The following is a 22,385-nucleotide window of genomic DNA, read 5'->3' on the forward strand; positions in this document are numbered from 1 at the left end:
CCACGGAACCCACAGAGTACACAACTATGCCAGAAGGAAACGGAACCGTCGCGCTCGCCTTCTCCGGCGGGCTCGACACGACAGTCTGCGTCTCGCTGCTCAAAGAGGAGTACGGCTACGACGAGGTCATCGGCGTCACCGTCGACGTCGGCCAGCCCGACTACGAGTTCGAGGAGGCCGAGGAGACCGCCGAAGCGCTCGGCGTCGAGCAGTACGTCGTCGACGCCAAGGAGGAGTTCGCCGACCTCTGTCTGAAGGCCGTGAAGGCCAACGCCGACTACCAGGGCTACCCGCTCGGCACCGCGCTCGCGCGCCCGGTCATCGCCAAGGCCATCCTCTCGGTCGCCGAGGAGGAGGGCTGTAACGGCATCGCCCACGGCTGTACCGGCAAGGGCAACGACCAGCTTCGCTTCGAGGCCATCTGGCGCGACTCCGATATGGAGGTCATCGCCCCCGTCCGCGAACTCGGCCTGACCCGCGAGTGGGAGAACGAGTATGCCCAGGAGAAGGGCCTCCCCGTCGAGGGCGGCGACGGCGGCCGCTACTCCATCGACACGAACCTCTGGAGCCGCTCGATCGAGGGCTCCGAACTCGAAGACCCGTCGACGATCCCCGAGGACGACATCTACAAGTGGACCGAGAATCCCTCGGATAAGGACGCCGAACTGGTCGATATCGAGTTCGAGGAGGGGAAAGCCGTCGCCGTCGACGGCGACGGACTGGGGAAGGTCGAACTCATCGAGCAGCTCAACGAGCAGGCGGGCTCCCACGGTATCGGCCGCACCGATATGATGGAAGACCGCATGCTCGGGCTCAAGGTCCGCGAGAACTACGAGCACCCCGCGGCCACCGTCCTGCTGACCGCCCACGAGGCGCTGGAGGGCCTCGTCCTCACGCAGGAGGAACGCCAGTTCAAGGCCCAGGTCGACCAGCAGTGGTCCCAGAAGGCCTACGAGGGACTCGTCGACGCGCCGCTGGTCAGCGCGCTCGAAGCGTTCGTCGACGACACCAACGAGCGCGTCACCGGCTCCGTGACGGTGAAACTCGAAGGCGGTCACTGCCGTCCAGTCTCCCGCGAGTCCGACTACGCCGTCTACAGCGAATCGGCGGCCTCCTTCGACGAGGAGGACGTCACCGGCGGCATCACCCAGCAGGACGCCACCGGCGTCGCCAAGTACCACGGCTTCCAGTCCCGTCTGGCGAACGAGATCCTGGCCGACGCGCGCAAGAACACGGCGGTCACGGACGGTGGCAGCGAGGGGCGCGAACGGAGTGAGCGGCCCTCGGAGAACGCGAACGGTGAAACCGTGAGCGAGACAGCGAACGCGGAGTCGGAGGAATAACGGATGAGCGACGGAGAGGACCCCACCTCGGAGCCAGACGACGAGACGGTCGTCCGCCGCGACCGCTTCGCCGGCGGGCCGGCCCGCTCGTTCCTCTCCTCGCTCGCCGACGACGAGCGCATCTTCGCGGCCGACCTCGCGGTGGACCGCGCCCACGTCGTGATGCTCGCCGAGCAGGGCATCGTCGACGAAGCGACGGTCGGCGAGATCCTGGCCGCCCTCGACGAGGTCGAGGCGGCGGGTCACGGCGACCTCTCCGACGGCGAAGACGTCCACGAGGCCATCGAGAGCGCGGTCATCGACCGAGTCGGGCCGGAGGGCGGGAAGATGCACACCGCCCGCTCGCGCAACGACGAGGTGGCCGCGTGCATCCGGTACCGCCTGCGCGAGGACGTCCTCGACCTGCTCTCGACGCTCGTCGGCGCGCGCGAGCAGTTGCTCGCGGTGGCGAGCGACCACGACGAGACGGTGATGCCTGGCTACACGCACCTCCAGCCCGCGCAGCCGACGACGGTGGCTCACTGGGTGCTCTCCTACGAACAGGCGCTCCAGCGAGACACCGGTCGGCTGCTCGATGCCTACGAGCGCATCAACCAGAGTCCGCTGGGCGCGGCCGCCTTCGCCGGGACGCCGTTCGAGGTGAACCGCGAGCGAACCGCCGAACTGCTCGGGTTCGACTCCGTAGCGGAGAACTCGATGGACGCCTCGGCGACCCGCGACTTCCTCGTGGAGACGATCAGCGCCGTCGCCGCGCTGGCGACGACGCTGTCGAGTCTCGCCGAGGACGTGATCGTGATGGCCAGCAAGGACCACGTCGAACTCGACGACGACTACTCCTCGACGAGTTCCATCATGCCACAGAAGAAGAACCCCGACACGCTGGAACTGGTGCGGGGTCGCACCGGCGACGCGACCGCCGGGCTGAACGGCCTGCTGACCAACCTCAAGGGCCAGCCGCGCGCGTACAACCGCGACCTGCAACGCGCGGGCCGGCACGCGTGGGACGCCATCGACAGCGTGACCGACAGCGTCGAGGTCGCGGCGGGCGCGGTGGCGACGGCCGACTGGCCCGCCGAGACGCTCGAAGCCGCGGCCGGGGAGGGCTTCGCCACCGCGACCGGCGTCGCGGACCTGCTGGCGATGGCTGGCGTCCCGTTCCGCACCGCCCACGAGGTCGTGGCGGAGGCGGCCGCCGGGCTCGACGCGGACGAGGACGCCCCGGACTACGAGGCGCTCTCGGCGGTCGCCGAGGACGTGTTGGGCGACCCCCTTTCCCAGTTCGTCGAGCGCGAGGCCGTCGAGCGGGCGCTCGATCCGACCGAGAGCGTCGCCATGCGCGACTCCCGCGGCGGGCCCGCGCCCGCGGCCGTCGCCGAACAGGTGTCGGACGCGGAAGACGTTCTGACGGCGCACCGAGAGACGGTCGAATCGCGGCGAGACGCCGTCGAACGCGCGACAGACCGCCGGCAGACGGAGGTGAGTCGCTATGCGTGAGCGACGACCAGCCCCGCGAGGGGAAATTATACCATAAATCTGATACGGATTTCAGACATAGGCGGATATCGGGATTAACACTCCATTAGAGTGCTGTATGGTTAGATAGTCTTTCTGATAGGTTCGAAGGGTTTAAGTGAGTGGGTGTGCGAGGGTGAGGTACAATGGCAGAATGCATCGAGTGCGGGGCCGACGTGTCCCTGCACGACAACCTCGAAGTCGGAGAGATCGTCGACTGTTCCACCTGTGGCGCCGAGCTCGAAGTCGTCGCCACGGACCCCGTCGAGCTCGACAGCGCGCCCGAGCTCGAAGAGGACTGGGGTGAGTGAGGTGTTCGCGGTGGCGCGGCGCGTTGCGTCGCTCGTGACTGTGACCCGTGACGCCGCGACCCGCGAACACGCGGAGACCACAGCATGAAGGTCGGAATGCTCTACTCGCGCATCCGCAAGGACGAGAAGCTCCTGCTGTCGGAACTGCGCGAGCGCGATCACGAGGTCGTGAAGATCGACGTCCGCAAGCAGCAGTTCAACATCAGCGACGCGCCCGAGGAGTTCGAGGACCTTGACCTGGTCGTCGACCGCTGTCTGGCGACCTCCCGGAGCGTCTACGCGACGAAGTTCGCCGCGGCCTACAACGTGCCGGTCGTCAACGGCCCCGACGTCGCGGAGGTCTGCTCGGACAAGGTCAAGAACAGCCTCGCGCTGGTCGAAGCGGGCGTCCCGACGCCCGACACCGACGTGGCGTTCACGAAGGACGCCGCCCTCGAATCCATCGAGGAGTTCGGCTACCCCTGCGTGCTGAAGCCCGTCGTCGGGTCGTGGGGCCGCCTGATGGCCAAGATCGACTCCCGCGACGCCGCGGAGGCCATCCTCGAACACAAGGAGACGCTCGGACACTACGAGCACAAGATCTTCTACGTCCAGGAGTTTGTCGAGAAGCCCGGCCGGGACATCCGCGTGCTGGCCGTCGACGGCGAACCCGTCGCCGCGATGGTCCGCTCGTCGGACCACTGGCTCACCAACGCCGCGAAGGGCGCGGAGACGAACACCTTCGAACTGGACGACCGCGCGCTCGAACTGGTCGAGAAGGCCTCCGACGCCGTCGGCGGCGGGCTGCTCGGCGTCGACCTGATGGAGGTCGGTTACGACGAGGAGAGCGGCGAGTTCGAGGAGTACACGGTCCACGAGGTCAACCACACCGTCGAGTTCAAGGCGCTGAACGAGGTCACCGACGTCGACGTCCCGGCTGAGGTCGTCGACTGGCTCGAATCGAAGGCGGCAAGCGAGAGCGACGCGGAGGTCACCGCATGACGTACTCCGCGAGCGTCGTCGGCGGCTCCGGCTTCACCGGCGGCGAACTGCTCCGCCTGCTCGACGGCCACCCCGAGTTCGAACTCGAACAGGCCACGAGCCGGTCGAAGGCCAACAAGACGATCGGTCACCAGCACCCGAACCTCCGGCACTCGGATCTTCGCTTCTCCTCGCCCGAGGAACTGGAGTCCGTGGACGTGCTGTTCGCCGCGACGCCCCACGGCGTCTCGATGGAGCAGATAGACGCCTTTCAGGACGCCGCCGGGACGGTCGTGGACCTCTCGGCCGATTTCCGCTTGGACACCGCAGAACAGTACGACGAGTGGTACGACGGGCACACGCGCCCGGACCTGCTCGAAGCGAGCGAGTACGCGCTGCCCGAACTCAACCGCGACAACCTCGCGGGCGCGGACCTGATCGCCTCCGGCGGCTGTAACGCCACGGCGACGATCCTGGGGCTGCTGCCGCTGTTCGAGGCCGATATCCTCTCGGGCGACGAGCAGGTCGTCGTCGACGTGAAGGTCGGCTCCAGCGAGGGCGGGGCCGGCGGCGGCGAGGCCTCCTCTCATCCCGAGCGCTCGGGCGTCGTCCGCCCCTACGCCCCGACGGGCCACCGCCACGAGGCCGAGATCCAGCAGTTCCTCGGCGTCGACGTCTCCTTCACCGTCCACGCGGTGGACATGGTCCGCGGCGCGAGCGCGACCTGTCACGTCTTCCCCGACGGGCCCATCTCGAAGGGCGACCTCTGGGGCGCGTACAGAGGCGAGTACGAGGACGAACCGTTCGTCGAACTGGTGGCGGGCGGTGGCGGCGTCTACCGCTACCCCGAACCGAAGGCCGTCGCGGGGACGAACAAGGCCGAAGTCGGTTTCGAACTCGACCCCGCGAACAAGCGACTGGTCGTCTTCTCGGCCATCGACAACATGATGAAGGGGTCGGCCGGTCAGGCCGTCCACGCGGCCAACGTCGCGCTCGGCATCGAAGAGACGGCGGGACTGGAGTTCCAGGGACTCCACCCCGTCGGCGCGCCGTAATCCCTGACGAGGTTTTCTATGACAGTAGTTATCAAAGTCGGTGGCGCTCGCGCTGTTGACCCGGCGGGGGCGCTGGCGGACGTGGCATCGTTAGTGGCCGACGGTGAGGACGTCGTCGTGGTTCACGGCGGCTCCACCAAGGTCGACGAGACGCTCGAACGGTTGGGCATCGAACCGGAGTACGTCGAGACGCCCAGCGGCGTCGTCGGCCGTTTCACCGACGAAGCCACGATGGAAGTATTCGAGATGGCGTTCGGTCACCTCAACACGCAACTCGTCGCCGGCCTCCAGAGCGAGGGCGTCGACGCCGTCGGGCTGAACGGCGTCGACGGGAAGTTGCTCTACGGCCCCCGCAAGTCCGCGGTCAGGGTCGTCGAGGACGGCAAGAAGAAGATCCGCCGCGGCGACCACTCGGGCACGATCAAGCGGGTCAACGGCGACCTGCTGGAGTCGCTCCTTTCGGACGGCTACACGCCGGTCGCCGCGCCGCCGATGGCCGGGGACGACGACGGCGAGATTATCCCCGTCAACACCGACGCCGACCGCTCGGCGGCCGCCATCGCCGCCGAACTCGACGCGACGCTCATCCTGCTGACCGACGTCGAGGGCGTCTTCGCCGACGCCGACGACCCCTCGACGCTCATCGAATCCGTCGAGACGGCCGAGGAGTGGGCCGATCTCGAAGCCGCCGCCGAGGGGTTCATGGGTCGAAAGGTCATGGCCGTCGAGGAGGCGCTGACCGGCGGCGCGAGCGAGGCGGTGGTCGCCGACGCCAACGCCGACGAGCCGATAACCTCGGCCCTCGAAGGCAGCGGAACGCATATGCACGCGAGCGCGGTTCAGGAGGACAACGAATGAGCGGATTCGTCTTCAACGAGAAACCCATCCAGATAGAGCGCGGCGACGGCGCGTACGTCTACGACGATAGCGGTACCGAATACCTCGACATGGGCGCGTCCTACGCCTGCGTCCCGCTCGGGCACGGCCACGACGCGGTACAGGAGGCCGTCACCGAGCAGTTCGAGAAGTTGACCTACGTACAGGCGTCCTATCCGAACGCCCAGCGGACGGCGCTGTACGAACTGCTCGCCGACACCGCGCCGGATCCCATCGACAAGACGTGGCTCTGTAACTCCGGGACCGAGGCCAACGAGGCGGCGCTGAAGTTCGCCCGCTCGGCCACCGGGAACTCCAAGATCGTCGCCACGATGAAGGGATTCCACGGTCGGACGATGGGCGCGCTCGCCACGACGTGGAAGAGCAAGTACAAGAAGCCCTACGAGCCGCTCATCGGCGACGTGGAGTTCGTCCCCTACGACGACGCGGAGGCGCTCTCCGAGGCCGTCGACGACGACACCGCCGCGTTCATCGTCGAACCGGTGCAGGGCGAGGGCGGCATCAACCCCGCCTCGACCGAGTACCTCGAAGCGGCCCGCGAGATAACCGAGGAGACGGGCACGGCGCTCATCTTCGACGAGGTCCAGACCGGGATGGGCCGGACCGGCGCGCTGTGGAACTCCCAGCGCGCGGACGTGACGCCCGACATGATCACGTCGGCGAAGGGACTCGGCAACGGCTTCCCCGTCGGCGCGACGCTCTGCCGGGACTGGATCGCCGAGGACTACGGCTCGCACGCCTCGACGTTCTCCGGCGGGCCGGTCATCTCCGCCGCGGCGGGCGCGACGGTCTCGACGATGCTGGAGGAGGACGTTCCCGAGAACGCCGCCGCGATGGGCGAGTACCTCCAGGCGGAACTGGAATCGGCCATCGGCGACGAGGTCCGCGATATCCGCGGCGAGGGCCTGATGGTCGGCGTCGAAGTCGGCCGGGGTGCGAACAAGGCGCTGAAGCAACTCGCGCTGAACCATCAGGTGCTCGCGCTGCCCGCGGGCCGGACCGTCGTTCGCCTGCTCCCGCCGCTGACTATCGACGAGGACCACGCCGACGCCGTGGTCGAAGCCATGGCGGAGGTCGTCGGATGAGCGAAGCCGCCACTATCGAAGCCGACACCGAGGCCCGCGAACTGCTCGAAGACATCGTCCGCATCCCTTCGGTCTCGCGGAACGAACGCGAGGCCGCCGAGCGACTCGTCGACTTCTTCGAGGACCACGGTCGCGAGGCGCGGCTGGACGAGGTCGGCAACGTCCGCGCGCCCGCCGACGACGGCGTCCTCCTCACGTCGCACATCGACACCGTGCCGGGCGACATCCCGGTTCGGATCGAGAAGAGCGAGGAGGGCGAAGTGCTGTGGGGCCGCGGCAGCGTCGACGCGAAGGGACCGCTGTGTTCGATGGCCGTCGCCGCCGTCCGCACCGGCGCGTCGTTCGTCGGCGTCGTCGGCGAGGAAGTCGACTCCGAGGGAGCGCGCTATCTCGTCGAAGACCGCGAGAGCGCGCCCGACGCCGTCGTCAACGGCGAGCCCTCCGGCTGGGAGGGCATCACGCTCGGCTACCGCGGACTGCTGGCGGGCACCTACGTCGCCACCAGCGAGTCCGGCCACTCCTCCCGCCCGGAGAACAACGCGATCCAGGACGCCATCGACTGGTGGTCGGCCGTCGAGGCGGAGTTCGACCCCGACGACTGGCTCCCCGTCTTCGAGCGGGTCACCTGCAAACCCGTCGATATCGACGGCGGCACCTCCGAGGATGGGCTGAGCGTCGAGACGACGATGGACGTCCAGTTGCGCGTCCCGCCGGAGTACACCACCGACGAGATTCGGGAGATAGCGGACGGCTACCTCGGCAACGGCACCGTCAACTGGGACGACCAGGTCGAACCCGTGATGCAGAGCCCCCGGACGAGCGTCGCCCGGGCGTTCCGAGCCGCCATCCGACAGCACGACGGCGACCCGACGCTACTGCGGAAGACCGGGACCAGCGACATGAACGTCTTCGCTCAGTCGTGGGACTGCCCGATGGCGACCTACGGTCCCGGCGACTCCGACCTGGATCACGCGCCCAACGAACACATCCACCTCGCGGAGTACGACCGCGCGGTGAGCGTCCTCACGGACGTGACCGAACGCCTGCTGTGACCATGGACCTGCTCGACGTCGACGACCTCACGACCGACGAACTGACCGCGGTGCTCGACCGCGCCGCCGACATCAAGGCCGCCCCCGAGACGTACGACGACGCGCTCGACGGCCAGACGCTGGGGATGATCTTCGAGAAGCCGTCGACGCGGACCCGCGTCTCCTTCGAGACGGGGATGACGAAACTCGGCGGTCACGCCGTCTTTCTCGGCCCGGACGACATCCACCTGGGCCACGGCGAACCCGTCAAGGACACGGCCCGGGCGCTCTCGCGGTACGTCGACTTCGTGATGGCCCGCGTCTTCGACCACGCCGACGCCGAGGAACTGGCCGAGTACGCCGACGTGCCGGTCATCAACGCCCTGACCGACGACGCCCACCCCTGCCAGACGCTCGCGGACTTACTGACCGTCCGCGAGGAGTTCGGCGGGTTCGAGGACGTCTCGGTGGCGTGGGTCGGTGACGGCAACAACGTCTGTCAGTCGTTCGTGCTGGGCGCGGCGATGACCGGCATCGACCTCACCGTCGCCACGCCCGAGGGGTACGAAGTGACCGACGACGTCCTGGAGCGGGCGGCCGAGTTCGACAACGCGCCCGCGACGACTCACGACCCCGAGTCGGCCGTCGAGGACGCCGACGTGGTCTACACGGACGTCTTCGTCAGCATGGGCCAGGAGGACCGCCGCGAGGCGAAACTCGCCGACTTTGACGGCTTCCAGGTCACCACCGACCTGCTCGGCGACCGCACGCTGATGCACTGCCTGCCCGCCCACCGCGGCGAGGAAGTGACCGACGAGGTTATCGAGTCGGAGAACGCCGTCGTCTGGGACCAGGCGGAGAACCGGATGCACGCGCAGAACGGGCTGCTGACGTGGCTGGCGGATAGAAAGTAGTCCCGCGCTGAACGAAGTGAAGCGCGGCTTTTTCGCCACCGTCAGAGCAAGCTCTGACGAGCCTTGCTTCGCTCTGCTCAGCAAGACCACGGTTTTCGAGGCGTGGTGGCCGCGGGTCACCCGACGAAGCAAAAGGCGGCTGCTGGACCGGACGGAGAATCGGACGTACGCGCAGAACGGGCTGCTGACGCGGCTAGCGGGTAGAAGTTAGCTCCCCGTCGACCGGGGCGAAGCGGTATTCCCGGATGGACGGCACGGAGACCGACGCCGTCTATCCGCGAGCCAGGAGATTGATGACCGTTTCCGGTGAATGGGCAGACATGACCGTCGATATCGGCGTTGTCGGTGCCGGCGGAATGGCGGAGACCCACGCGGACAATTTCGACTCGGTCGACGCCAGACTCGTCGGCGTCTGCTCGCGGACCGAAGAGAGCGCCCGGGAACTCGCCGAATCACACGGGGCGGAGACGTATCCGGACGCGGAGACGATGTTCCGGACGGGAGATCTCGACGCCGTCCTCGTCACCGTTCCGCCGTCCGCTCACGGCGAATACGAGCGACTGGCCGCGGAACACGGCGTCGATTTCTTCGTCGAGAAACCGCTCGCGCTCTCCCGGGAGACCGCCCGGGACGTCCGCGACGCCGTCGAGGCGGCCGACCTCGTCACCCAGGTCGGCCACCAGTTCCGCTACGCCGACATCGTCGAGCGGGCTCACGAACTCCTCGGCGACCGCACTCTCGCGCAGATAGAGGGGCGATGGGTCGACGCCGTCTCGCCGCTGCCGTGGTGGAGTCGGAAGGCCGAGTCGGGGGGCCAACTCGTCGAACAGTCCGCACACGTCTTCGACCTCGTGCGGGACTTCGGGGGCGAGGTCGCCGACCTCGCGGCTTTCGGCGGCCACCGCGTCGTCACGCAGGAGATCGACTTCGCCGACGCCTCGGTCGTCGCGATGCGTCACGACTCCGGCGTCGTCAGTCAGGTCGCCTCGACGTCGGCCTCGCCGGAGAAGGACGTGAGCCTCGAACTCGTCGCCGAGGACTGCCGGCTCGAACTCGACTTCGTCGCTGGTACGCTCACCGGGACTGTCGACGACGAGTCGATCCGGTTCGAGGGGGAACAGCGCCCCTACGAGAGGGAACTGGCGGCCTTCGTCGAGGCGGTCGAAACCGACGACCCGTCGCACCCGCGGTCGACGTATCCCGATGCGCTGCGGACGTTCGAACTCACTCTGGACGCCGACGAGGCGCTCGATATCGCGTGATTCCGAACGCCTGTATATCGTCTACTCGGTAGTGCGAGGATCTGCGGTGGGCCGACGTGGTCACTCCGCGGCGTCAGCGGGGGACCTCGTCGGCTGCTCGCGTACCGGAACCCCGCGCGAACGGAGGGCCGATTCGAACTGCGACGGCGAGACGCCGCTGTGACTGGCCGCCTGTTCGAGCGTGAGCGTTCGGCTGCGGTACAGGGTCAGGGCCGCCGTGAACGATTTACGTGACATCTTCGCTACGGCGGTACCGATGTACTGTTGGATATTAAACCTAGCGTGGTAATTACTGCCTCAGTATAGCTTTCAAGTAGAAGAAGTAGCACAAGCGAATGGAAATATTGGATATAATTGTACGAATGGGTTGGGAAATTCAGAGACACGAGGTGGTCTCATCGGAACGTCGACTCGCGGGCGCTACCGCGGCACCGCTATCGTGAATAGCCTCCGAAACTACCGAATATCGACGAGTAGTTCAGAAACCGCTGAACTTGTCCCTACGATAGACGTCGATATCGTTGATCATGGTCGGCGGCTCCTGGGCCAGCGCGAAGGCGACGGCGTCGGCTATCTCCTCGGGTTCGGTGACTTCGCCGGGGTCGAAGCGGTCCTCGAAGGACTCGCCCTCCTCGCTGCCGAACTCCGAGCGGACCTCCGTCGGGTTGACGACTGTAACGCCTACCTCGTCGCCGCCGACCTGTCCCGAGAGACTCATCGCGAAGCCGCGAATCCACCACTTCGTGGCGGCGTAGACGGGGTTGAACGGTCGGGGGTACTGCCCGGCGAAACTGCCGATGAAGACCAGTATCCCGGCGCTCTCGCGCAGGTACGAGAGCGACTCGCGAGCGGTGTAGAACGCCCCGTCGACGTTCACGTCCATCATCGTCCGGTACTCGTCGTCGGTCATCGTCTCCACGTCGTCGCCGCGACCGAGGCCGGCGTTGACGACGACGCCGTCGAGCGACCCGAGCGTCTCGACGGTCGACTCGACCGCCGCCGCGACCTGCGCGGGGTCGCTGACGTCCGCCGGGGCGACGTGGGTCGTCACGTCGAACTCGTCGGCGACGTCGTCCGCGAGCTCTCTGAGCCGGTCCTCGCGGCGGGCGAGTAACGCCACGTCCGCGCCGTCGCTGGCGACTCGGCGGACGGTCGCCGCTCCGATCCCCGAACTCGCTCCCGTGACCAGGATACCGTCTCCGCTCGACAAATCACGTGCCATACTCGCCGTGTCGCACGAGGCGTCGATAGTCCTTGTGCCCGCGAGTTCCACTCGAAACGATGGCCTTTTCGAACAGTTTGCCAACGTTTGCCACAGTCCGCCCCGACCGACGCTATAAGCCGATAGCCGTCGTACTCCCGAGTGATGGAGCCACTGGTCGTCGAGGCCGGCGAGGCGAGCGTCGAGGACCTGCTGGACACGCTCGAATCCGGTCGCCGCGTCGTCGTTCGCACGGAGTTTCTCGGCGACGCTCACGAGGTGACGCTGCGCTACGACGGGGTCTGGTACTGCGATACGCCGACGCGCCTGCACAGACACGACTCGCGGGCGGAGATGCGGACCTGTCTGGAGCGACAGGGATACGGCCGCGACGCCGGTGACGCGGACGACACCCGGTGAGCTACGGGTAACGGCCCCGTTTATGCGTCGGGCGCGCCTATCCGTTCGATATGGCAATCGACCCCTCGGCGGACGGGTTCCGCGAGCTCATGGTCGACGACGAACCGTCGCTAACGGAGGTGATGGCCTGCGTCTTCGGCGTCCAGGAACACGAAGTCCGGACCTACCGGACCCTGCTCGACAATCCCGGTAGCACCGTCGCTGAACTCGCAGAGGTCCTCGACCGCGACCGCTCGAACGTGAATCGCTCGCTCTCGACGCTCCGCGAGAAGGGACTCGCGACCCGCGAGCGCCGACTGCTCGACGGCGGCGGCCACGTCTATCAGTACGCGGCGAGACCTCCCGACGAGGCCCGCGAGCTGATGCACGAGACTCTCGACGAGTGGGCGGCGGCGGTCCACGACCGGATCGACGAGTTCGACGCTAGCAGCGCATAGATTCGTCTCTACAGTTTGGCTGACAACTGCACAGTACAAGCGTTAGAAAGCCCCGGTGCGCTACACTCCCGCGGCTCGCTGTGGTCCTCATTCACTTCGTTCGTTGTGGTCCTTACGTCGTCCTCAGAAATCAGAGATTTCCGATGGGCAGCGCAAGAGCTTCGCTCTTGCGAACGCCGGGGTTCGTGTAGGGCACCGCCCCTTTCAGTCCCACCCGTTCGGCTGATCAACCGGCCGCCTCTACGCTGGTCACCCGGTCCCCCCTCCTGACGACAATCGCCCCACTTTTGCCCGCTGGGGGCGTTCGCCCCGACAATGGCTAATCTGGAACTCACCGACGACGTCCCGTCGGTGGCCGACGACGGCGTCTGGCTCACCTGCATCGAATGCGGCGAGTCGTTCGCCCCCTTCGAGGAAGTCCGGTACACCTGCGACGACTGCGACGGGCTGCTGGAGGCCCGCTACGCCGACCTGCCGACCTTCGACGAGTTCGAGGGCGAGGGGGTCTGGCGCTACAGCGCCGCCCTGCCCTTCGAGGAGGGGGTCACGCTGCCCGAGGGCAACACGCCGCTGCACCGCGTCCCGCGAATCGAGGAGGAGGTCGGCGTCGGGAGCCTACGCGTCAAACACGAGGGGATGAACCCCACGGGGTCGTTCAAGGACCGCGGCATGACCGTCGGCGTCCGCGTCGCAAAGGAGATCGGCGTCGGCCGACTGGCGTGTGCCTCGACGGGGAACACCTCGGCGGCGCTCGCGGCCTACGGCGCTCGCGGCGGCATGGAGACGCTCGTTCTCCTGCCCGCGGGCAAGGTCGCCGCCGGGAAGATCGCTCAGGCGGCGCTGCACAAGGCTCGCATCCTCAAAGTCGACGGCAACTTCGACGAGTGCCTGGACATCGTCCAGGACCTCGCGGGTCGCGGCGAGGCGTACCTCCTGAACTCGCTGAACCCCTTCCGGCTGGAGGGCCAGAAGACCATCGGCCTCGAAATCATGGAAGAGCACTACGCGGACTACGGCGAGTTCCCCGACCGGATCGTCCTGCCGGTCGGCAACGCGGGCAACACCGCGGCGCTCTACAAGTGCTTCCGCGAACTCGTCAAGGCCGGAGAGATCACCGAAGACCAGGTCCCGAAGATCACCGGCGCACAGGCCGAGGGGGCCGCGCCGATGGTCGAGGCCATCGAGGAGGGCAACGACGAGACCCGGCGCTGGGAGGAGGTCGAGACCCGCGCGACCGCCATCCGCATCGGCAACCCGGTCAACGCCCCGAAGGCGCTACCGGGCATCCGCGAGACCGGCGGCACCGCCGTCGCCGTCTCCGACGAGGAGATCACCGCGGCACAGCGCGACCTCGCGGGCGAGGGCGTCGGCGTCGAACCGGCCTCCGCCGCCTCCGTCGCGGGCCTCCGGAAACTGCGGGACCGCGGCGTCATCGAAGACGACGAGTCGGTCGTCTGTCTGACGACGGGCCACCTCCTGAAAGACCCCGACGCCGCCGCCGCGGCCGGCAACGACCCCGAACCCGTCGACAACAGCACCGAGGCCGTGCTGGACCTGCTGGGCGAGAACTGACGGCTCTCTCGATATCTTTCGACGCTCGACCGGCTCTCGGACAATTCTTATCACCGAGCGGCGAGAAATCAAGTCGATACCCATGACCGGCGTCTACGAACGGGCACTCGGCGAGGCGGCCGGCGACCTCCACCCGAAGGTGCGCGAGCGCTACAGCATCGGCCCCGGCGACGGCGTCACGGTCGGAACGGGTCGAATGGACATCTCTCGGGGGACGCACGTCCTCCCCGCGCTGTACGCGATGGCGAGCCGCGACATGCTGTTTCCCGAGGCCGGCAACGGCGTGCCCTTCAGCGTGACGACGGTCGGCTACCGCCTCGACGGCCGCGAGGCGATGACGACCCGCCGGACCTTCGAGTTCGCCGAGACCCGCCGGCACTTCGACTCCGTGACGGTGTGGGACGCCGACGGCGAGCGCCTGCTGGACTTCCTGGGTCGCGGCGGCCTCGTCGCGACGGAACTGCACCCCCGCGTCGAGGCCGGCTCGCTCGTCGTCGAGGCGGGCCGCCAGTGGCTTCACGCCGGCGACCGGTACGTCCGGCTTCCCGAACCGCTCGCGGCCGGCGTCGAGGTGCGCGACCGCTACGACGAGACCGACGGGCGCTACCACGTGCTGGCCACCGTCGAGAACGCGCTGGCCGGCCACGTCCTCAGCTACCGCGGCGCGTTCACCCAAGCCAGCGACGACCGCGAGGACGGCCCGGACCTCCGCCCGATTCGCACGCTCCCGACGCTCCCGCCGCGGTGACCGACGGCGTCGGCGGTCCGCGACGACGGCGGCGAGGGCCGCCAACGCGACTATTGCGATGCTACCCGCACGACCATGCTACCCTCTGACGGGCCGGTAGAAGACGTTTCGTGGTCGGACCCCTACTGCTCTGCGCGCCCGGGTTCGAGCCGGTACCGAACCGTCGATCTCCCCTCGAATCGAGGGCCCTCCCCCGCGTGTGTGAAGCCCGTCGCCTCGACGGCGGATTCGACGGTCGACTCGCCGTCGGGGACGAGCAGTTCGACGGCCATGCGTTCCCGCTTCGCGAAGGCGATCGGTTCGTCGAGCAGTCGCTCACAGGCCTCGGCGGACCCGGCCAGTTGCGTGACGTGGACGGTGCCGCGTTTGGCGTCGTAGCTCACGAAACCGAGCGTCTCGTCTTCGCCCTCGGTGGCGACGCGGACGGTCCGGTCGTGGACCAGGTTTCGCATCACGTCCGGCGGGAAGTCCGCGAGGTCCGCGAGACGCTCGGCGTCCGCTTCGACGGCGTCACGTATCTCCATGCCCGACTCTCCGTGTCCCATGCAAATAAACGGTGTGTCGGTCAGTACCATCCGGCGGCAGACGGGAAGATGAACACAGTTATCCCGGGTGGCGGCTAACGCGACGGCAATGATATTCGCACGCACGGTTTCGGTGGTACGATGCGCGTAATCGCCAAGTTCGGCGGAACGAGTCTCGGCAGCGGCGACCGCATCAACCGAGCGGCGGACTCCATCGCGGCCGCCGTCGAGCAGGGCCACGAGGTCGGCGTCGTCGCCTCGGCGATGGGCAACACGACCGACGAACTCCTAGAGGACATCGAGTACGACGCCCAGGCCGCCGACCGCGCCGAGATCGTCTCGATGGGCGAGCGGACCTCCGTCCGGATGCTCAAGGGCGCGCTGGCCGCTCGCGGCATCGACGCCATCTTCCTCGAACCCGGCAGCGACGACTGGCCGATCATCACCGACGAGTACGGCGAGGTCGACGTCGAGGAGACGCAGAAGCGCGCCCACGCGCTGGCCGGGCAGATGCGGGACGTCGTCCCCGTCATCACCGGCTTCCTCGCAGAGGACCACGAGGGCAACGTGACGACGCTCGGCCGCGGCGGCTCCGACACCTCCGCCGTCATGCTCGGCAACTACATGGACGCCGACGAGGTCGTCATCGTCACCGACGTCGAGGGCGTCATGACCGGCGACCCCCGCGTCGTCGAGGGCGCGCGGAACGTCGGCGAGATCAGCGTCGACGAGCTCCGCTCGCTCTCCTTCCGCGGGGCCGAAGTCGTCGCCCCCTCGGCGCTCTCCTACAAGGACTCGAACCTCTCGGTTCGCGTCACGCACTACCAGCACGGCGACCTCCTGACCGGCGGGACCTCCATCGAGGGCGAGTTCCAGAACCTCATCGACCTCCAGGAGGAGCCCACCGCCTGCGTCACCGTCGCCGGCCGCGCCATCCGCAACAGCCCCGGCATCCTCGGCGAACTCGCCTCGGCGCTGGGCGACGCCGGCATCAACATCGAGGCCAACTCCTCGGGGATGGACTCGCTGACCTTCTACGTCGACGAGGACGACGCCGACGACGTCGAGGCGCTGCTCCACGACCGCATCGTCGACGACGAGACGCTCTCCTCGGTCACCGTCGAGGACGACATCGCCGTCATCCGCGTCACCGGCGGCGACCCCGGGCAGGCCGCGCTCCCCTATCAGGTCATGGAGCCGCTCGCCGACGCCCACATCCACCTCTACGACGTCATCACGTCGGCCACCTCCGTCTCGGTGTTCGTCCCGTGGGACGACCGCGAGCAGGCCCTAGAGCTGGTGCAGGGCGTCTTCTAAACGACCTTTTTCACCCGGGGGTTCGCGCTCGCCGGCGGCGAGCGCTCAACCCCGGGCCAAAAACGTCGATGAAAAAGGCCGAGTATTCGCTTCGCTCGCACTCGGTGAACCGGCGGCTCCGCCGCCGGATGCTCTCAAGTCAGCCTACCCTTCCCCGGGTCGCGGCACGGAGGCCGCTCCCGGCCACCGCGACAGCTTCAACTGCCGACCGCGGGTCGGCGGTCGGAATCGGCCCCGAAACGGCCGGCGAGGGCGAGCGTCGGAGTCGTGCCGACGCTACTGCTGAGCGCGGTCCAGTAGACGGCACCCGGCGGCCAGAGGATAGATCCGACGAGAAATGCGAACGCGCCGGCGGCCGCCGTCTCGGTGATGCGACTGTCCATGCGCGAGGTTCGCAACGTCCTGTCAAATCGTTTCGGGGTGGTCGGCGCTCGGCTCTCGGCGCTCGGCGCTTACCGACCTTGCGTCAGTCGGAAGCCGATCTGGCGGGGGAGACCGGCGTCCTCGACGGCCGCTATGACCGCGTCGGTGTCGTACTCGACGCGGCGGTCCTCGACGGTCAGCTCGTCCAGATCGAGGACCGCGTAGGCGGCTCGGTGGTCGCCGTCGCGGGGTTGGCCGACGCTGCCGGGGTTCAGCACGACCCCCTCGTCGTACACCTCGTGGTGCTGGCGGTGGGTGTGGCCCATCACCAGCACGTCTTCCCCGTCCAGTAGCTCGGGACCGAACTCCTCGGGATAGGTGTAGTGGTCGGGGTCGTCGGGGTGGCCGTGGACGAGCTTCACGCGGCCGTCGCACTCCACGCGCTCCTCGGGCAGTCCCGAGAGCCAGTCGAGTTGCGCCTCGTCGAGCTGCTCGCGGGCGTGTTCGACGCCGGCCCGCGCCATGTCGTTGAACGCGAAGGGGCTGTCCTCGACGACCGCCCGGTCGTGGTTGCCCATCACCGTCGGCACGTCCTCGTCGGGCCACGGGACGCCCTCGGGGAGCTCTTCGGATTCGCCCCGCATCGCGTCGACGCAGTCGGCGTGCCACGGGTTGTACCCGACCACGTCGCCGGCACAGACCAACCCGTCGACCGGTGGCATGTCCGCGAGGACCGCCGCCAGCGCGACCCGGTTGCCGTGGATGTCGGAGATGACGCCAAGTCTCATTGTCCCGACCTAACAGGTCCAGGCCCTTGAGTGTCGTCACCGACTCAGCTACTGTGCGTCGCCGTCCGCCGTCACTCGCCGTTGTACACCGAGATGTCGAAGTCGCCGGCCGATCCGCTGACGCCGGCCGAACAGACGGCGTGCTCGAACTCGTGGTCGTACACCTCGCGGGCCGCGCTCTCGGCGTCGCTCGCGCCGAGGTCGAACGTCGTCGGGCTGTCCTCCTCGTAGGTCGCGACCAGCGTCGGTTCCGCGACTTCCTCGACGAGCAGCGCGTCCCGGCGGACGGTGCCGACGACCGCACCCGGCCCGTCGGCGGTCGTCGTCGGGTCCGATTCTTCGACGCCGACGACGCCGGCGATGCGCGGCGTGTCGTAGTCGTCCTTCTCGAAGTCCAGCGAGAGCAGCGGTTCGGCCAGTGCGTCCCGCGCGGGGTAGCCCAGTGCGAGCTTCTCGGCGATCGGGTCGACGTGCGAGCCGTTGCCCACGACGGCACCGCGCTCGGTGACGCGGACCCCGTTGTAAGAGATGTAGGGGTTGTCCGTCTCGGGGGCGTCCGGCGTCGGTTCGATCGTGACGGTGTCGCCGCGCTCGGTTGCCTGCCGGTTCGGGAACGACCGCGAGGAGACTCGGTACGCGCCGACGGTCGGCCCGACGACGACGAAGCGTCCGACGTACATACGCGAAGGGTGGCGGCCACCGCGGCAAAGCCGTGTCGATGTTCGGCCGCGGAAACGTCGCGTCGGCCGCCGTCCCGAGCGTTGAAATACGAACGAGCGGGCAAGCGGCCCATGACGACGCCCAAGGACTGTATCAGCGCGCTGCGCCGGGCCGCCGACGAACTGGGTGAATCGCCGACGAAAGCGCAGTACGAGGAACTGGGACTGACGCCCGCCTCAGCGACCATCCAGCGCGTGATGGGCGGCTGGAACGCGGCGAAAGACGAGGCCGGACTGGAGACGAACGCCTCGCGCGGAAGCAGAGTGCAACCGAAACCGGACGACGTGGCGCTACCAGAGGGGCTGACGTGGACCGAACTGAGTCAGGACCAGCGCTGGCACTACAAGAACCGGGAGTGGAACACCGAACGGTCCCTGCAACGGCGAGCGGAACTTCGTGCTTGGGTGAACGAACTCAAAGCAACTGCCGGCTGCTCCAGATGCTCCGAAGCCGATCCGGCCTGTCTCGATTTCCACCATATCGACGAAACAGGGAAGGAGTATCAGATAACGACGATGATATCTAACGGTCGCGGGAAGGAAAGTCTCCTCGACGAGATGGCGAAGTGCGAAGTAGTCTGTGCCAACTGTCACCGCAAGGTGCACTTCGAGCCACCAGACGTGTAATCACGTCACACAGCACGTCTCGTTCATCTGAATCCGCAACACTCATATGCAACAGAGCGCTACCTCAGAGCACAGCGTCGGTGACAGCTGCCGACGGCTAATATGTCAGTCCATTGGGGTAGTGGCCAATCCTGAAGCCTTCTGGGGGCTTCGACCCTGGTTCGAATCCAGGATGGACTACTTCTCAGCGAACTACCGACGAGCGCCGCTTCTCTCCTTCCAACCCACCACACGGCTACTTGTCCCTGCACGCACGAGATACGCCATGGCTTCCGAACACGTCCTCGTCCCGCTCGACGGGTCGCCGCTGGCCGACGAGGCGTTGGTCCACGCGCTCGATACCTTCGACTGCCGGGTCACGGTGGTGAACGTCGTCGCGCCGCTGGACAGCGGGATGAGCGAGGGCGGCGTGCTCGAACCGGGTGAGGAGCGCCAAACGGCGGCGACGACACGGGCCGAAGAGTTAGTCGAGCGAGCGAAGCGGCAGGCCGAGGAGGCCGGCCGCGAGGTGGAGACGGCGGTCGAGACGGGCGACCCCGCCGAGACGATCGTCGAGTACGTCGAGACGCACGACGTCGACCAGGTGGTGATGGGCGGCCACGGCGGGTCGCGCAACGAACTGGCTCGGCGGTTATTGGGGACGGTGGCGACGGCGGTCGTCAGCGAAGCGCCGGTGACGGTGACCGTCGTCCGCTAGGCGGGGCCCAGTACCAGGTCGAAGACGCGATAGAGGCCGAACCCGACGGCGACGGAGGTGACGAGCGTGATCACCCAGAAGCCGAGCGTCACGCCGATCTTCCGGCGGGAGACGCCCGCCGACCCGCCGGCGAGGCCGCCGCCGATGACGCCGGAGATGATGATGTTGTTGAAGGAGATGGGGATGCCCAGCGCGATGGCGAGCTGGGCGATGATGAATCCCGGGACGAGCGCCGCGATGGAGCGACGCACACCCAGCTGGGCGTACTCGCGGGAGGTGGCTTGCAGGAGTCGCGGCGCGCCCATCCACGCGCCCCCGAGGATGCCGACCGCGCCGACCGTCAGCAGGACGAAGCCGGGCAGGCCTAGTTCCGCCCGGTAGAGGTTCTCCAGGGGGCCGGTCGCCAGTCCGACCTGGCTCCCGCCGCTGGAGAAGGCGACGACGCTCCCGAGGACGACGAGAAAGGTCTTGATGCCGCGGTCGACGGACTCTTGGGTGCGCTTGCGGATGAACGCGAAGCTCAGCGCCGCGACGAGGAGGGACGCGACGGCGGTGACGCCCGGCAGCGGGACGAGCATGGCGGCGAAGCCGGCGATCGAGTTCTGGGTCGCGCCGACCGGCGAGGGGATGACGCTCAGCTCCGCGTTGGCGACGATGCCGCCGACGACGGCCGCGAGCAGCGGGACGCCGACGGTCTCGGGCACGTCGTCCCGTCGCAAGAGCGTCGCCGTGAGGTAGGCGAGCCCGCCCGAAACCGGGGGGACGAGCACCCAGAACGTCGCGATCCGCCGGTAGGTGTCGAAGACCGGAGCCCCGCCGAGCGAGAGGCCGACGCCGACCATCGCGCCGGTCGTCGCGAAGGCCGCGGGGACCGGATAGCCCGTGTAGACGCCGAAGGCCATGAAGAGCGTCGCGGTCAACAGACCCGCGGTCGCGGCGAGCGACGTTATCTGGACGCCGTCGATGAGTCCGGCACCGACGGTCTCGGAGATGCTCCCGCCCTGCGTGAGCGCGCCGAGCGCCGCGAGAATCCCGATGAGAAAGGCGGCCCGCATCGTCGAGATGGCGTTCGCGCCGATCGCGGGGGCGAAGGGCGGCGAGTTGCTGTTGGCTCCGAGTGCCCACGCCGTCACCAGCCCGGTCACCGTCGCCAGCGCGACCAGCGCCCAGAACACCGCGTCCGCCACCGGGAAATCAGGCCTCCCGGAACGGCCCGCTCGCGTTCATTGCTTGCCGTTCACACGGACTGCGGATAAACGTTCGCGCGTTTCGCTCGTTCATCTGGACCGTTACGCTGTATTCGTAATCGTACCCATCACAAAACTCATATAATCACCTTCGGAAAAGAACGCTTGGATGATATGTCCCCGACTATCGCCGTCGCGCACTACCCTGAAGGTGCGGGACACGCGACGCGGATGCTCGGCATCGCCGACGCCCTCCAGTCGGCCGGTGCCACGGTTCGGATGGCCGGCGGCGGTGCCGGCACCGAGTTCGTCGAACTCAACGGCTACGACGAGTTCGAACCGACGACGGTCGACTACGTCGACACGTACCAGAACGGCTCCGTCTGGCGGACGATCAGCCGGAGCCTCCCGGCGAGCCTCGGCCGTATCGCCGACTACCGGTCGTGGCTCGACGCCGTCTCACCCGACGCCCTGGTCACCGACGACATGTTCGCCGCGATGGCCGCGGCCGAGTGTGCGGTGCCGCTGTACGTCCTGAAACACGACATGCCGGGGCTGTACCGCGACCGCATCGAGCGGTTGGGCGCGCAGTTTCACACCACCTTTCAGCTATCGGCCGCTCGGGAGTTCTTCTATCCCGCGGTCTGGCCGGAGTCGCCCGCGGACCCCGACCGCGCGACTCGGGTCCCGCCGGTCGCGCTGGACGGCGACCCGCGGGTCCGCGAGGCGGCGGACGTGGTCGTCGTCCCGAGCCAGTTCTCCTCGCTTGACCGCCTCGCCGACCGCCTCCGGTCGCGGGGGTACGACGTCATCAACGTCGCCGACGACGACTGGGACGCGGTCCCGTCTCTCCTCCCGTACATCCGCGGAGCCGACGCCGTCGTCTGCTCGGGCTACTCGACGATCATGGACGCCGCCGTCGCGGGGACGCCCTGCGTCGTCTCCCCCGAGACGGCCGAACAGGACGCCGTCGCCGACTGGCTCGAACGGTTCGACGTGACCGGCTTCACCGTCGTCGACGACCCGTTCGCGGCGCTCGATGCCGTGGAGGAACCGCTCGAAGCGCCCGACTTCGACAACGGCGCGGCGGCCGTCGCGCGGCGGGTGATGGCCGACATGGGTGAGACCGCAACGATCTCGCCGACCGCGGCGGCCGAACGACGCGCGGACCCCGACTGCGAGATCGCGACGGCGGCGGGCCTCGGGACGCTCGTCGGCGTCCCGGCGCTGGCGACGGCGGTGGTCTGGGCGACGGCCGACGTCGCTTCGGCGCGGAACCCCGCCCGCGTCGGCACGCTGGTCCGACGAGCGGAGGCCGCTCCCGGACGGCTGGCACGCGCCGTCGGTGACGGCGTTCGCGACGCCGCTCGAAGGGTCCGTCGCGGCGGGAGCTAGCGGTCACGCCCCTCACGGTC

The 22,385-nt window shown here is 68.0% G+C and carries 25 protein-coding genes and 1 tRNA gene; 19 read left to right on the forward strand and 7 right to left on the reverse strand.

Translation table 11 applies throughout. From position 1 onward, the window contains the following. The first annotated feature begins 26 nt into the window (after positions 1-26). The 10 genes from GO488_RS14160 (at position 27) to GO488_RS14205 (ending at position 10,370) form a co-directional block, all read left to right on the forward strand. Entirely contained in the window at positions 27-1,343 is a 1,317-nt protein-coding gene (locus tag GO488_RS14160; protein WP_162318467.1) for an argininosuccinate synthase, read from the forward strand. A gap of 3 nt (positions 1,344-1,346) precedes the next feature. After that, on the forward strand, positions 1,347-2,837 hold the full coding sequence (argH, locus tag GO488_RS14165; RefSeq protein ID WP_162318468.1) for an argininosuccinate lyase: 1,491 nt from the start codon (positions 1,347-1,349) through the stop codon (positions 2,835-2,837). 164 nt (positions 2,838-3,001) lie between these two features. Then, a complete protein-coding gene (gene lysW / locus GO488_RS14170) occupies positions 3,002-3,166 on the forward strand; it encodes a lysine biosynthesis protein LysW (RefSeq protein ID WP_135303513.1) in 165 nt (54 codons plus the stop codon). A gap of 84 nt (positions 3,167-3,250) precedes the next feature. Next, positions 3,251-4,147, forward strand: a complete 897-nt coding sequence (gene lysX, locus GO488_RS14175) for a lysine biosynthesis protein LysX (RefSeq protein WP_162318469.1) — start codon at positions 3,251-3,253, stop codon at positions 4,145-4,147. Beyond that, positions 4,144-5,181: an N-acetyl-gamma-glutamyl-phosphate reductase gene (gene argC / locus GO488_RS14180; RefSeq protein WP_162318470.1), complete on the forward strand. Its 1,038-nt coding sequence runs from the start codon at positions 4,144-4,146 to the stop codon at positions 5,179-5,181. The genes lysX and argC overlap by 4 nt, the downstream gene beginning before the upstream one ends. A gap of 18 nt (positions 5,182-5,199) precedes the next feature. Then, entirely contained in the window at positions 5,200-6,039 is an 840-nt protein-coding gene (locus GO488_RS14185) for an acetylglutamate/acetylaminoadipate kinase (RefSeq protein WP_162318471.1), read from the forward strand. After that, a complete protein-coding gene (locus tag GO488_RS14190; protein ID WP_162318472.1) occupies positions 6,036-7,163 on the forward strand; it encodes an aspartate aminotransferase family protein in 1,128 nt (375 codons plus the stop codon). Before GO488_RS14185 ends, GO488_RS14190 begins: the two co-directional genes overlap by 4 nt. Continuing rightward, complete coding sequence (locus GO488_RS14195) at positions 7,160-8,215, forward strand: [LysW]-lysine hydrolase (RefSeq protein WP_162318473.1); 1,056 nt, start codon at positions 7,160-7,162, stop codon at positions 8,213-8,215. Before GO488_RS14190 ends, GO488_RS14195 begins: the two co-directional genes overlap by 4 nt. Positions 8,216-8,217: 2 nt before the next feature. Then, on the forward strand, positions 8,218-9,108 hold the full coding sequence (gene argF / locus GO488_RS14200; protein ID WP_162318474.1) for an ornithine carbamoyltransferase: 891 nt from the start codon (positions 8,218-8,220) through the stop codon (positions 9,106-9,108). A 320-nt stretch (positions 9,109-9,428) separates the two neighbouring features. After that, positions 9,429-10,370 (forward strand): Gfo/Idh/MocA family protein, encoded by a 942-nt coding sequence (locus tag GO488_RS14205; protein ID WP_162318475.1) that lies wholly within the window; start codon positions 9,429-9,431, stop codon positions 10,368-10,370. Between the two features lie 60 nt (positions 10,371-10,430). Here the strand turns inward: GO488_RS14205 and GO488_RS14210 are convergent, their stop codons facing one another. Together GO488_RS14210 and GO488_RS14215 are read right to left on the reverse strand one after the other, a co-directional pair. Beyond that, the gene (locus GO488_RS14210) at positions 10,431-10,607 is read right to left on the reverse strand and encodes a DUF7317 family protein (protein ID WP_162318476.1); all 177 of its coding nucleotides are present in this window, start codon (positions 10,605-10,607) and stop codon (positions 10,431-10,433) included. A 241-nt stretch (positions 10,608-10,848) separates the two neighbouring features. Next, complete coding sequence (locus GO488_RS14215) at positions 10,849-11,592, reverse strand: SDR family oxidoreductase (RefSeq protein ID WP_162318477.1); 744 nt, start codon at positions 11,590-11,592, stop codon at positions 10,849-10,851. A gap of 144 nt (positions 11,593-11,736) precedes the next feature. On the opposite strand from GO488_RS14215, the gene GO488_RS14220 reads away from it, so the two are divergent. From GO488_RS14220 to GO488_RS14235, 4 genes are all read left to right on the forward strand, one after another. After that, positions 11,737-11,991, forward strand: a complete 255-nt coding sequence (locus tag GO488_RS14220; RefSeq protein WP_162318478.1) for a DUF8001 family protein — start codon at positions 11,737-11,739, stop codon at positions 11,989-11,991. 50 nt (positions 11,992-12,041) lie between these two features. Continuing rightward, entirely contained in the window at positions 12,042-12,428 is a 387-nt protein-coding gene (locus GO488_RS14225; RefSeq protein WP_162318479.1) for a helix-turn-helix domain-containing protein, read from the forward strand. Between the two features lie 315 nt (positions 12,429-12,743). After that, complete coding sequence (gene thrC / locus GO488_RS14230) at positions 12,744-14,000, forward strand: threonine synthase (RefSeq protein ID WP_162318480.1); 1,257 nt, start codon at positions 12,744-12,746, stop codon at positions 13,998-14,000. A gap of 82 nt (positions 14,001-14,082) precedes the next feature. Next, complete coding sequence (locus GO488_RS14235; protein WP_162318481.1) at positions 14,083-14,748, forward strand: DUF4166 domain-containing protein; 666 nt, start codon at positions 14,083-14,085, stop codon at positions 14,746-14,748. A gap of 122 nt (positions 14,749-14,870) precedes the next feature. On the opposite strand, the gene GO488_RS14240 is transcribed toward GO488_RS14235, so the two are convergent. After that, positions 14,871-15,272 (reverse strand): hypothetical protein, encoded by a 402-nt coding sequence (locus tag GO488_RS14240; protein ID WP_162318482.1) that lies wholly within the window; start codon positions 15,270-15,272, stop codon positions 14,871-14,873. 141 nt (positions 15,273-15,413) lie between these two features. Between GO488_RS14240 and GO488_RS14245 the strand changes: the two genes are divergently transcribed. Then, entirely contained in the window at positions 15,414-16,589 is a 1,176-nt protein-coding gene (locus GO488_RS14245) for an aspartate kinase (RefSeq protein ID WP_162318483.1), read from the forward strand. 197 nt (positions 16,590-16,786) lie between these two features. Here GO488_RS14245 and GO488_RS14250 read toward each other — a convergent pair whose 3' ends face one another. From GO488_RS14250 to GO488_RS14260, 3 genes are all read right to left on the reverse strand, one after another. Further along, positions 16,787-16,972: a hypothetical protein gene (locus GO488_RS14250; protein ID WP_162318484.1), complete on the reverse strand. Its 186-nt coding sequence runs from the start codon at positions 16,970-16,972 to the stop codon at positions 16,787-16,789. Between the two features lie 69 nt (positions 16,973-17,041). After that, entirely contained in the window at positions 17,042-17,740 is a 699-nt protein-coding gene (locus GO488_RS14255; RefSeq protein WP_162318485.1) for a metallophosphoesterase family protein, read from the reverse strand. A 71-nt stretch (positions 17,741-17,811) separates the two neighbouring features. Beyond that, positions 17,812-18,420, reverse strand: a complete 609-nt coding sequence (locus GO488_RS14260) for an IMP cyclohydrolase (protein ID WP_162318486.1) — start codon at positions 18,418-18,420, stop codon at positions 17,812-17,814. 111 nt (positions 18,421-18,531) lie between these two features. On the opposite strand from GO488_RS14260, the gene GO488_RS14265 reads away from it, so the two are divergent. The 3 genes from GO488_RS14265 (at position 18,532) to GO488_RS14275 (ending at position 19,783) form a co-directional block, all read left to right on the forward strand. Then, positions 18,532-19,086 (forward strand): homing endonuclease associated repeat-containing protein, encoded by a 555-nt coding sequence (locus GO488_RS14265; RefSeq protein ID WP_162318487.1) that lies wholly within the window; start codon positions 18,532-18,534, stop codon positions 19,084-19,086. Between the two features lie 107 nt (positions 19,087-19,193). Then, positions 19,194-19,266 (forward strand) — tRNA-Gln (locus GO488_RS14270). Between the two features lie 85 nt (positions 19,267-19,351). Beyond that, on the forward strand, positions 19,352-19,783 hold the full coding sequence (locus tag GO488_RS14275; protein WP_162318488.1) for a universal stress protein: 432 nt from the start codon (positions 19,352-19,354) through the stop codon (positions 19,781-19,783). Here GO488_RS14275 and GO488_RS14280 read toward each other — a convergent pair. After that, the gene (locus GO488_RS14280; protein ID WP_162318489.1) at positions 19,780-20,970 is read right to left on the reverse strand and encodes an inorganic phosphate transporter; all 1,191 of its coding nucleotides are present in this window, start codon (positions 20,968-20,970) and stop codon (positions 19,780-19,782) included. The two genes, GO488_RS14275 and GO488_RS14280, sit on opposite strands and share 4 nt — an antisense overlap. A 174-nt stretch (positions 20,971-21,144) precedes the next feature. On the opposite strand from GO488_RS14280, the gene GO488_RS14285 reads away from it, so the two are divergent. Continuing rightward, positions 21,145-22,365 (forward strand): glycosyltransferase, encoded by a 1,221-nt coding sequence (locus GO488_RS14285; protein ID WP_241692947.1) that lies wholly within the window; start codon positions 21,145-21,147, stop codon positions 22,363-22,365. Positions 22,366-22,385: the final 20 nt, after the last annotated feature.

Origin of the sequence: Haloarcula limicola (assembly GCF_010119205.1) — an archaeon.
Classification (GTDB): Archaea; Halobacteriota; Halobacteria; order Halobacteriales; family Haloarculaceae; genus Haloarcula; species Haloarcula limicola.

What these genes read in the sequence shown, in the direction of transcription:
- GO488_RS14160 (WP_162318467.1), top strand. Translation starts at nt 27, where the DNA reads ATGCCAGAAGGAAACGGAACCGTCGCGCTCGCCTTCTCCGGCGGGCTC.
- argH (WP_162318468.1), top strand. Translation starts at nt 1,347, where the DNA reads ATGAGCGACGGAGAGGACCCCACCTCGGAGCCAGACGACGAGACGGTC.
- lysW (WP_135303513.1), top strand. Translation starts at nt 3,002, where the DNA reads ATGGCAGAATGCATCGAGTGCGGGGCCGACGTGTCCCTGCACGACAAC.
- lysX (WP_162318469.1), top strand. Translation starts at nt 3,251, where the DNA reads ATGAAGGTCGGAATGCTCTACTCGCGCATCCGCAAGGACGAGAAGCTC.
- argC (WP_162318470.1), top strand. Translation starts at nt 4,144, where the DNA reads ATGACGTACTCCGCGAGCGTCGTCGGCGGCTCCGGCTTCACCGGCGGC.
- GO488_RS14185 (WP_162318471.1), top strand. Translation starts at nt 5,200, where the DNA reads ATGACAGTAGTTATCAAAGTCGGTGGCGCTCGCGCTGTTGACCCGGCG.
- GO488_RS14190 (WP_162318472.1), top strand. Translation starts at nt 6,036, where the DNA reads ATGAGCGGATTCGTCTTCAACGAGAAACCCATCCAGATAGAGCGCGGC.
- GO488_RS14195 (WP_162318473.1), top strand. Translation starts at nt 7,160, where the DNA reads ATGAGCGAAGCCGCCACTATCGAAGCCGACACCGAGGCCCGCGAACTG.
- argF (WP_162318474.1), top strand. Translation starts at nt 8,218, where the DNA reads ATGGACCTGCTCGACGTCGACGACCTCACGACCGACGAACTGACCGCG.
- GO488_RS14205 (WP_162318475.1), top strand. Translation starts at nt 9,429, where the DNA reads ATGACCGTCGATATCGGCGTTGTCGGTGCCGGCGGAATGGCGGAGACC.
- GO488_RS14210 (WP_162318476.1), bottom strand. Translation starts at nt 10,607, where the DNA reads ATGTCACGTAAATCGTTCACGGCGGCCCTGACCCTGTACCGCAGCCGA.
- GO488_RS14215 (WP_162318477.1), bottom strand. Translation starts at nt 11,592, where the DNA reads ATGGCACGTGATTTGTCGAGCGGAGACGGTATCCTGGTCACGGGAGCG.
- GO488_RS14220 (WP_162318478.1), top strand. Translation starts at nt 11,737, where the DNA reads ATGGAGCCACTGGTCGTCGAGGCCGGCGAGGCGAGCGTCGAGGACCTG.
- GO488_RS14225 (WP_162318479.1), top strand. Translation starts at nt 12,042, where the DNA reads ATGGCAATCGACCCCTCGGCGGACGGGTTCCGCGAGCTCATGGTCGAC.
- thrC (WP_162318480.1), top strand. Translation starts at nt 12,744, where the DNA reads ATGGCTAATCTGGAACTCACCGACGACGTCCCGTCGGTGGCCGACGAC.
- GO488_RS14235 (WP_162318481.1), top strand. Translation starts at nt 14,083, where the DNA reads ATGACCGGCGTCTACGAACGGGCACTCGGCGAGGCGGCCGGCGACCTC.
- GO488_RS14240 (WP_162318482.1), bottom strand. Translation starts at nt 15,272, where the DNA reads ATGGAGATACGTGACGCCGTCGAAGCGGACGCCGAGCGTCTCGCGGAC.
- GO488_RS14245 (WP_162318483.1), top strand. Translation starts at nt 15,414, where the DNA reads ATGCGCGTAATCGCCAAGTTCGGCGGAACGAGTCTCGGCAGCGGCGAC.
- GO488_RS14250 (WP_162318484.1), bottom strand. Translation starts at nt 16,972, where the DNA reads ATGGACAGTCGCATCACCGAGACGGCGGCCGCCGGCGCGTTCGCATTT.
- GO488_RS14255 (WP_162318485.1), bottom strand. Translation starts at nt 17,740, where the DNA reads ATGAGACTTGGCGTCATCTCCGACATCCACGGCAACCGGGTCGCGCTG.
- GO488_RS14260 (WP_162318486.1), bottom strand. Translation starts at nt 18,420, where the DNA reads ATGTACGTCGGACGCTTCGTCGTCGTCGGGCCGACCGTCGGCGCGTAC.
- GO488_RS14265 (WP_162318487.1), top strand. Translation starts at nt 18,532, where the DNA reads ATGACGACGCCCAAGGACTGTATCAGCGCGCTGCGCCGGGCCGCCGAC.
- GO488_RS14275 (WP_162318488.1), top strand. Translation starts at nt 19,352, where the DNA reads ATGGCTTCCGAACACGTCCTCGTCCCGCTCGACGGGTCGCCGCTGGCC.
- GO488_RS14285 (WP_241692947.1), top strand. Translation starts at nt 21,145, where the DNA reads ATGTCCCCGACTATCGCCGTCGCGCACTACCCTGAAGGTGCGGGACAC.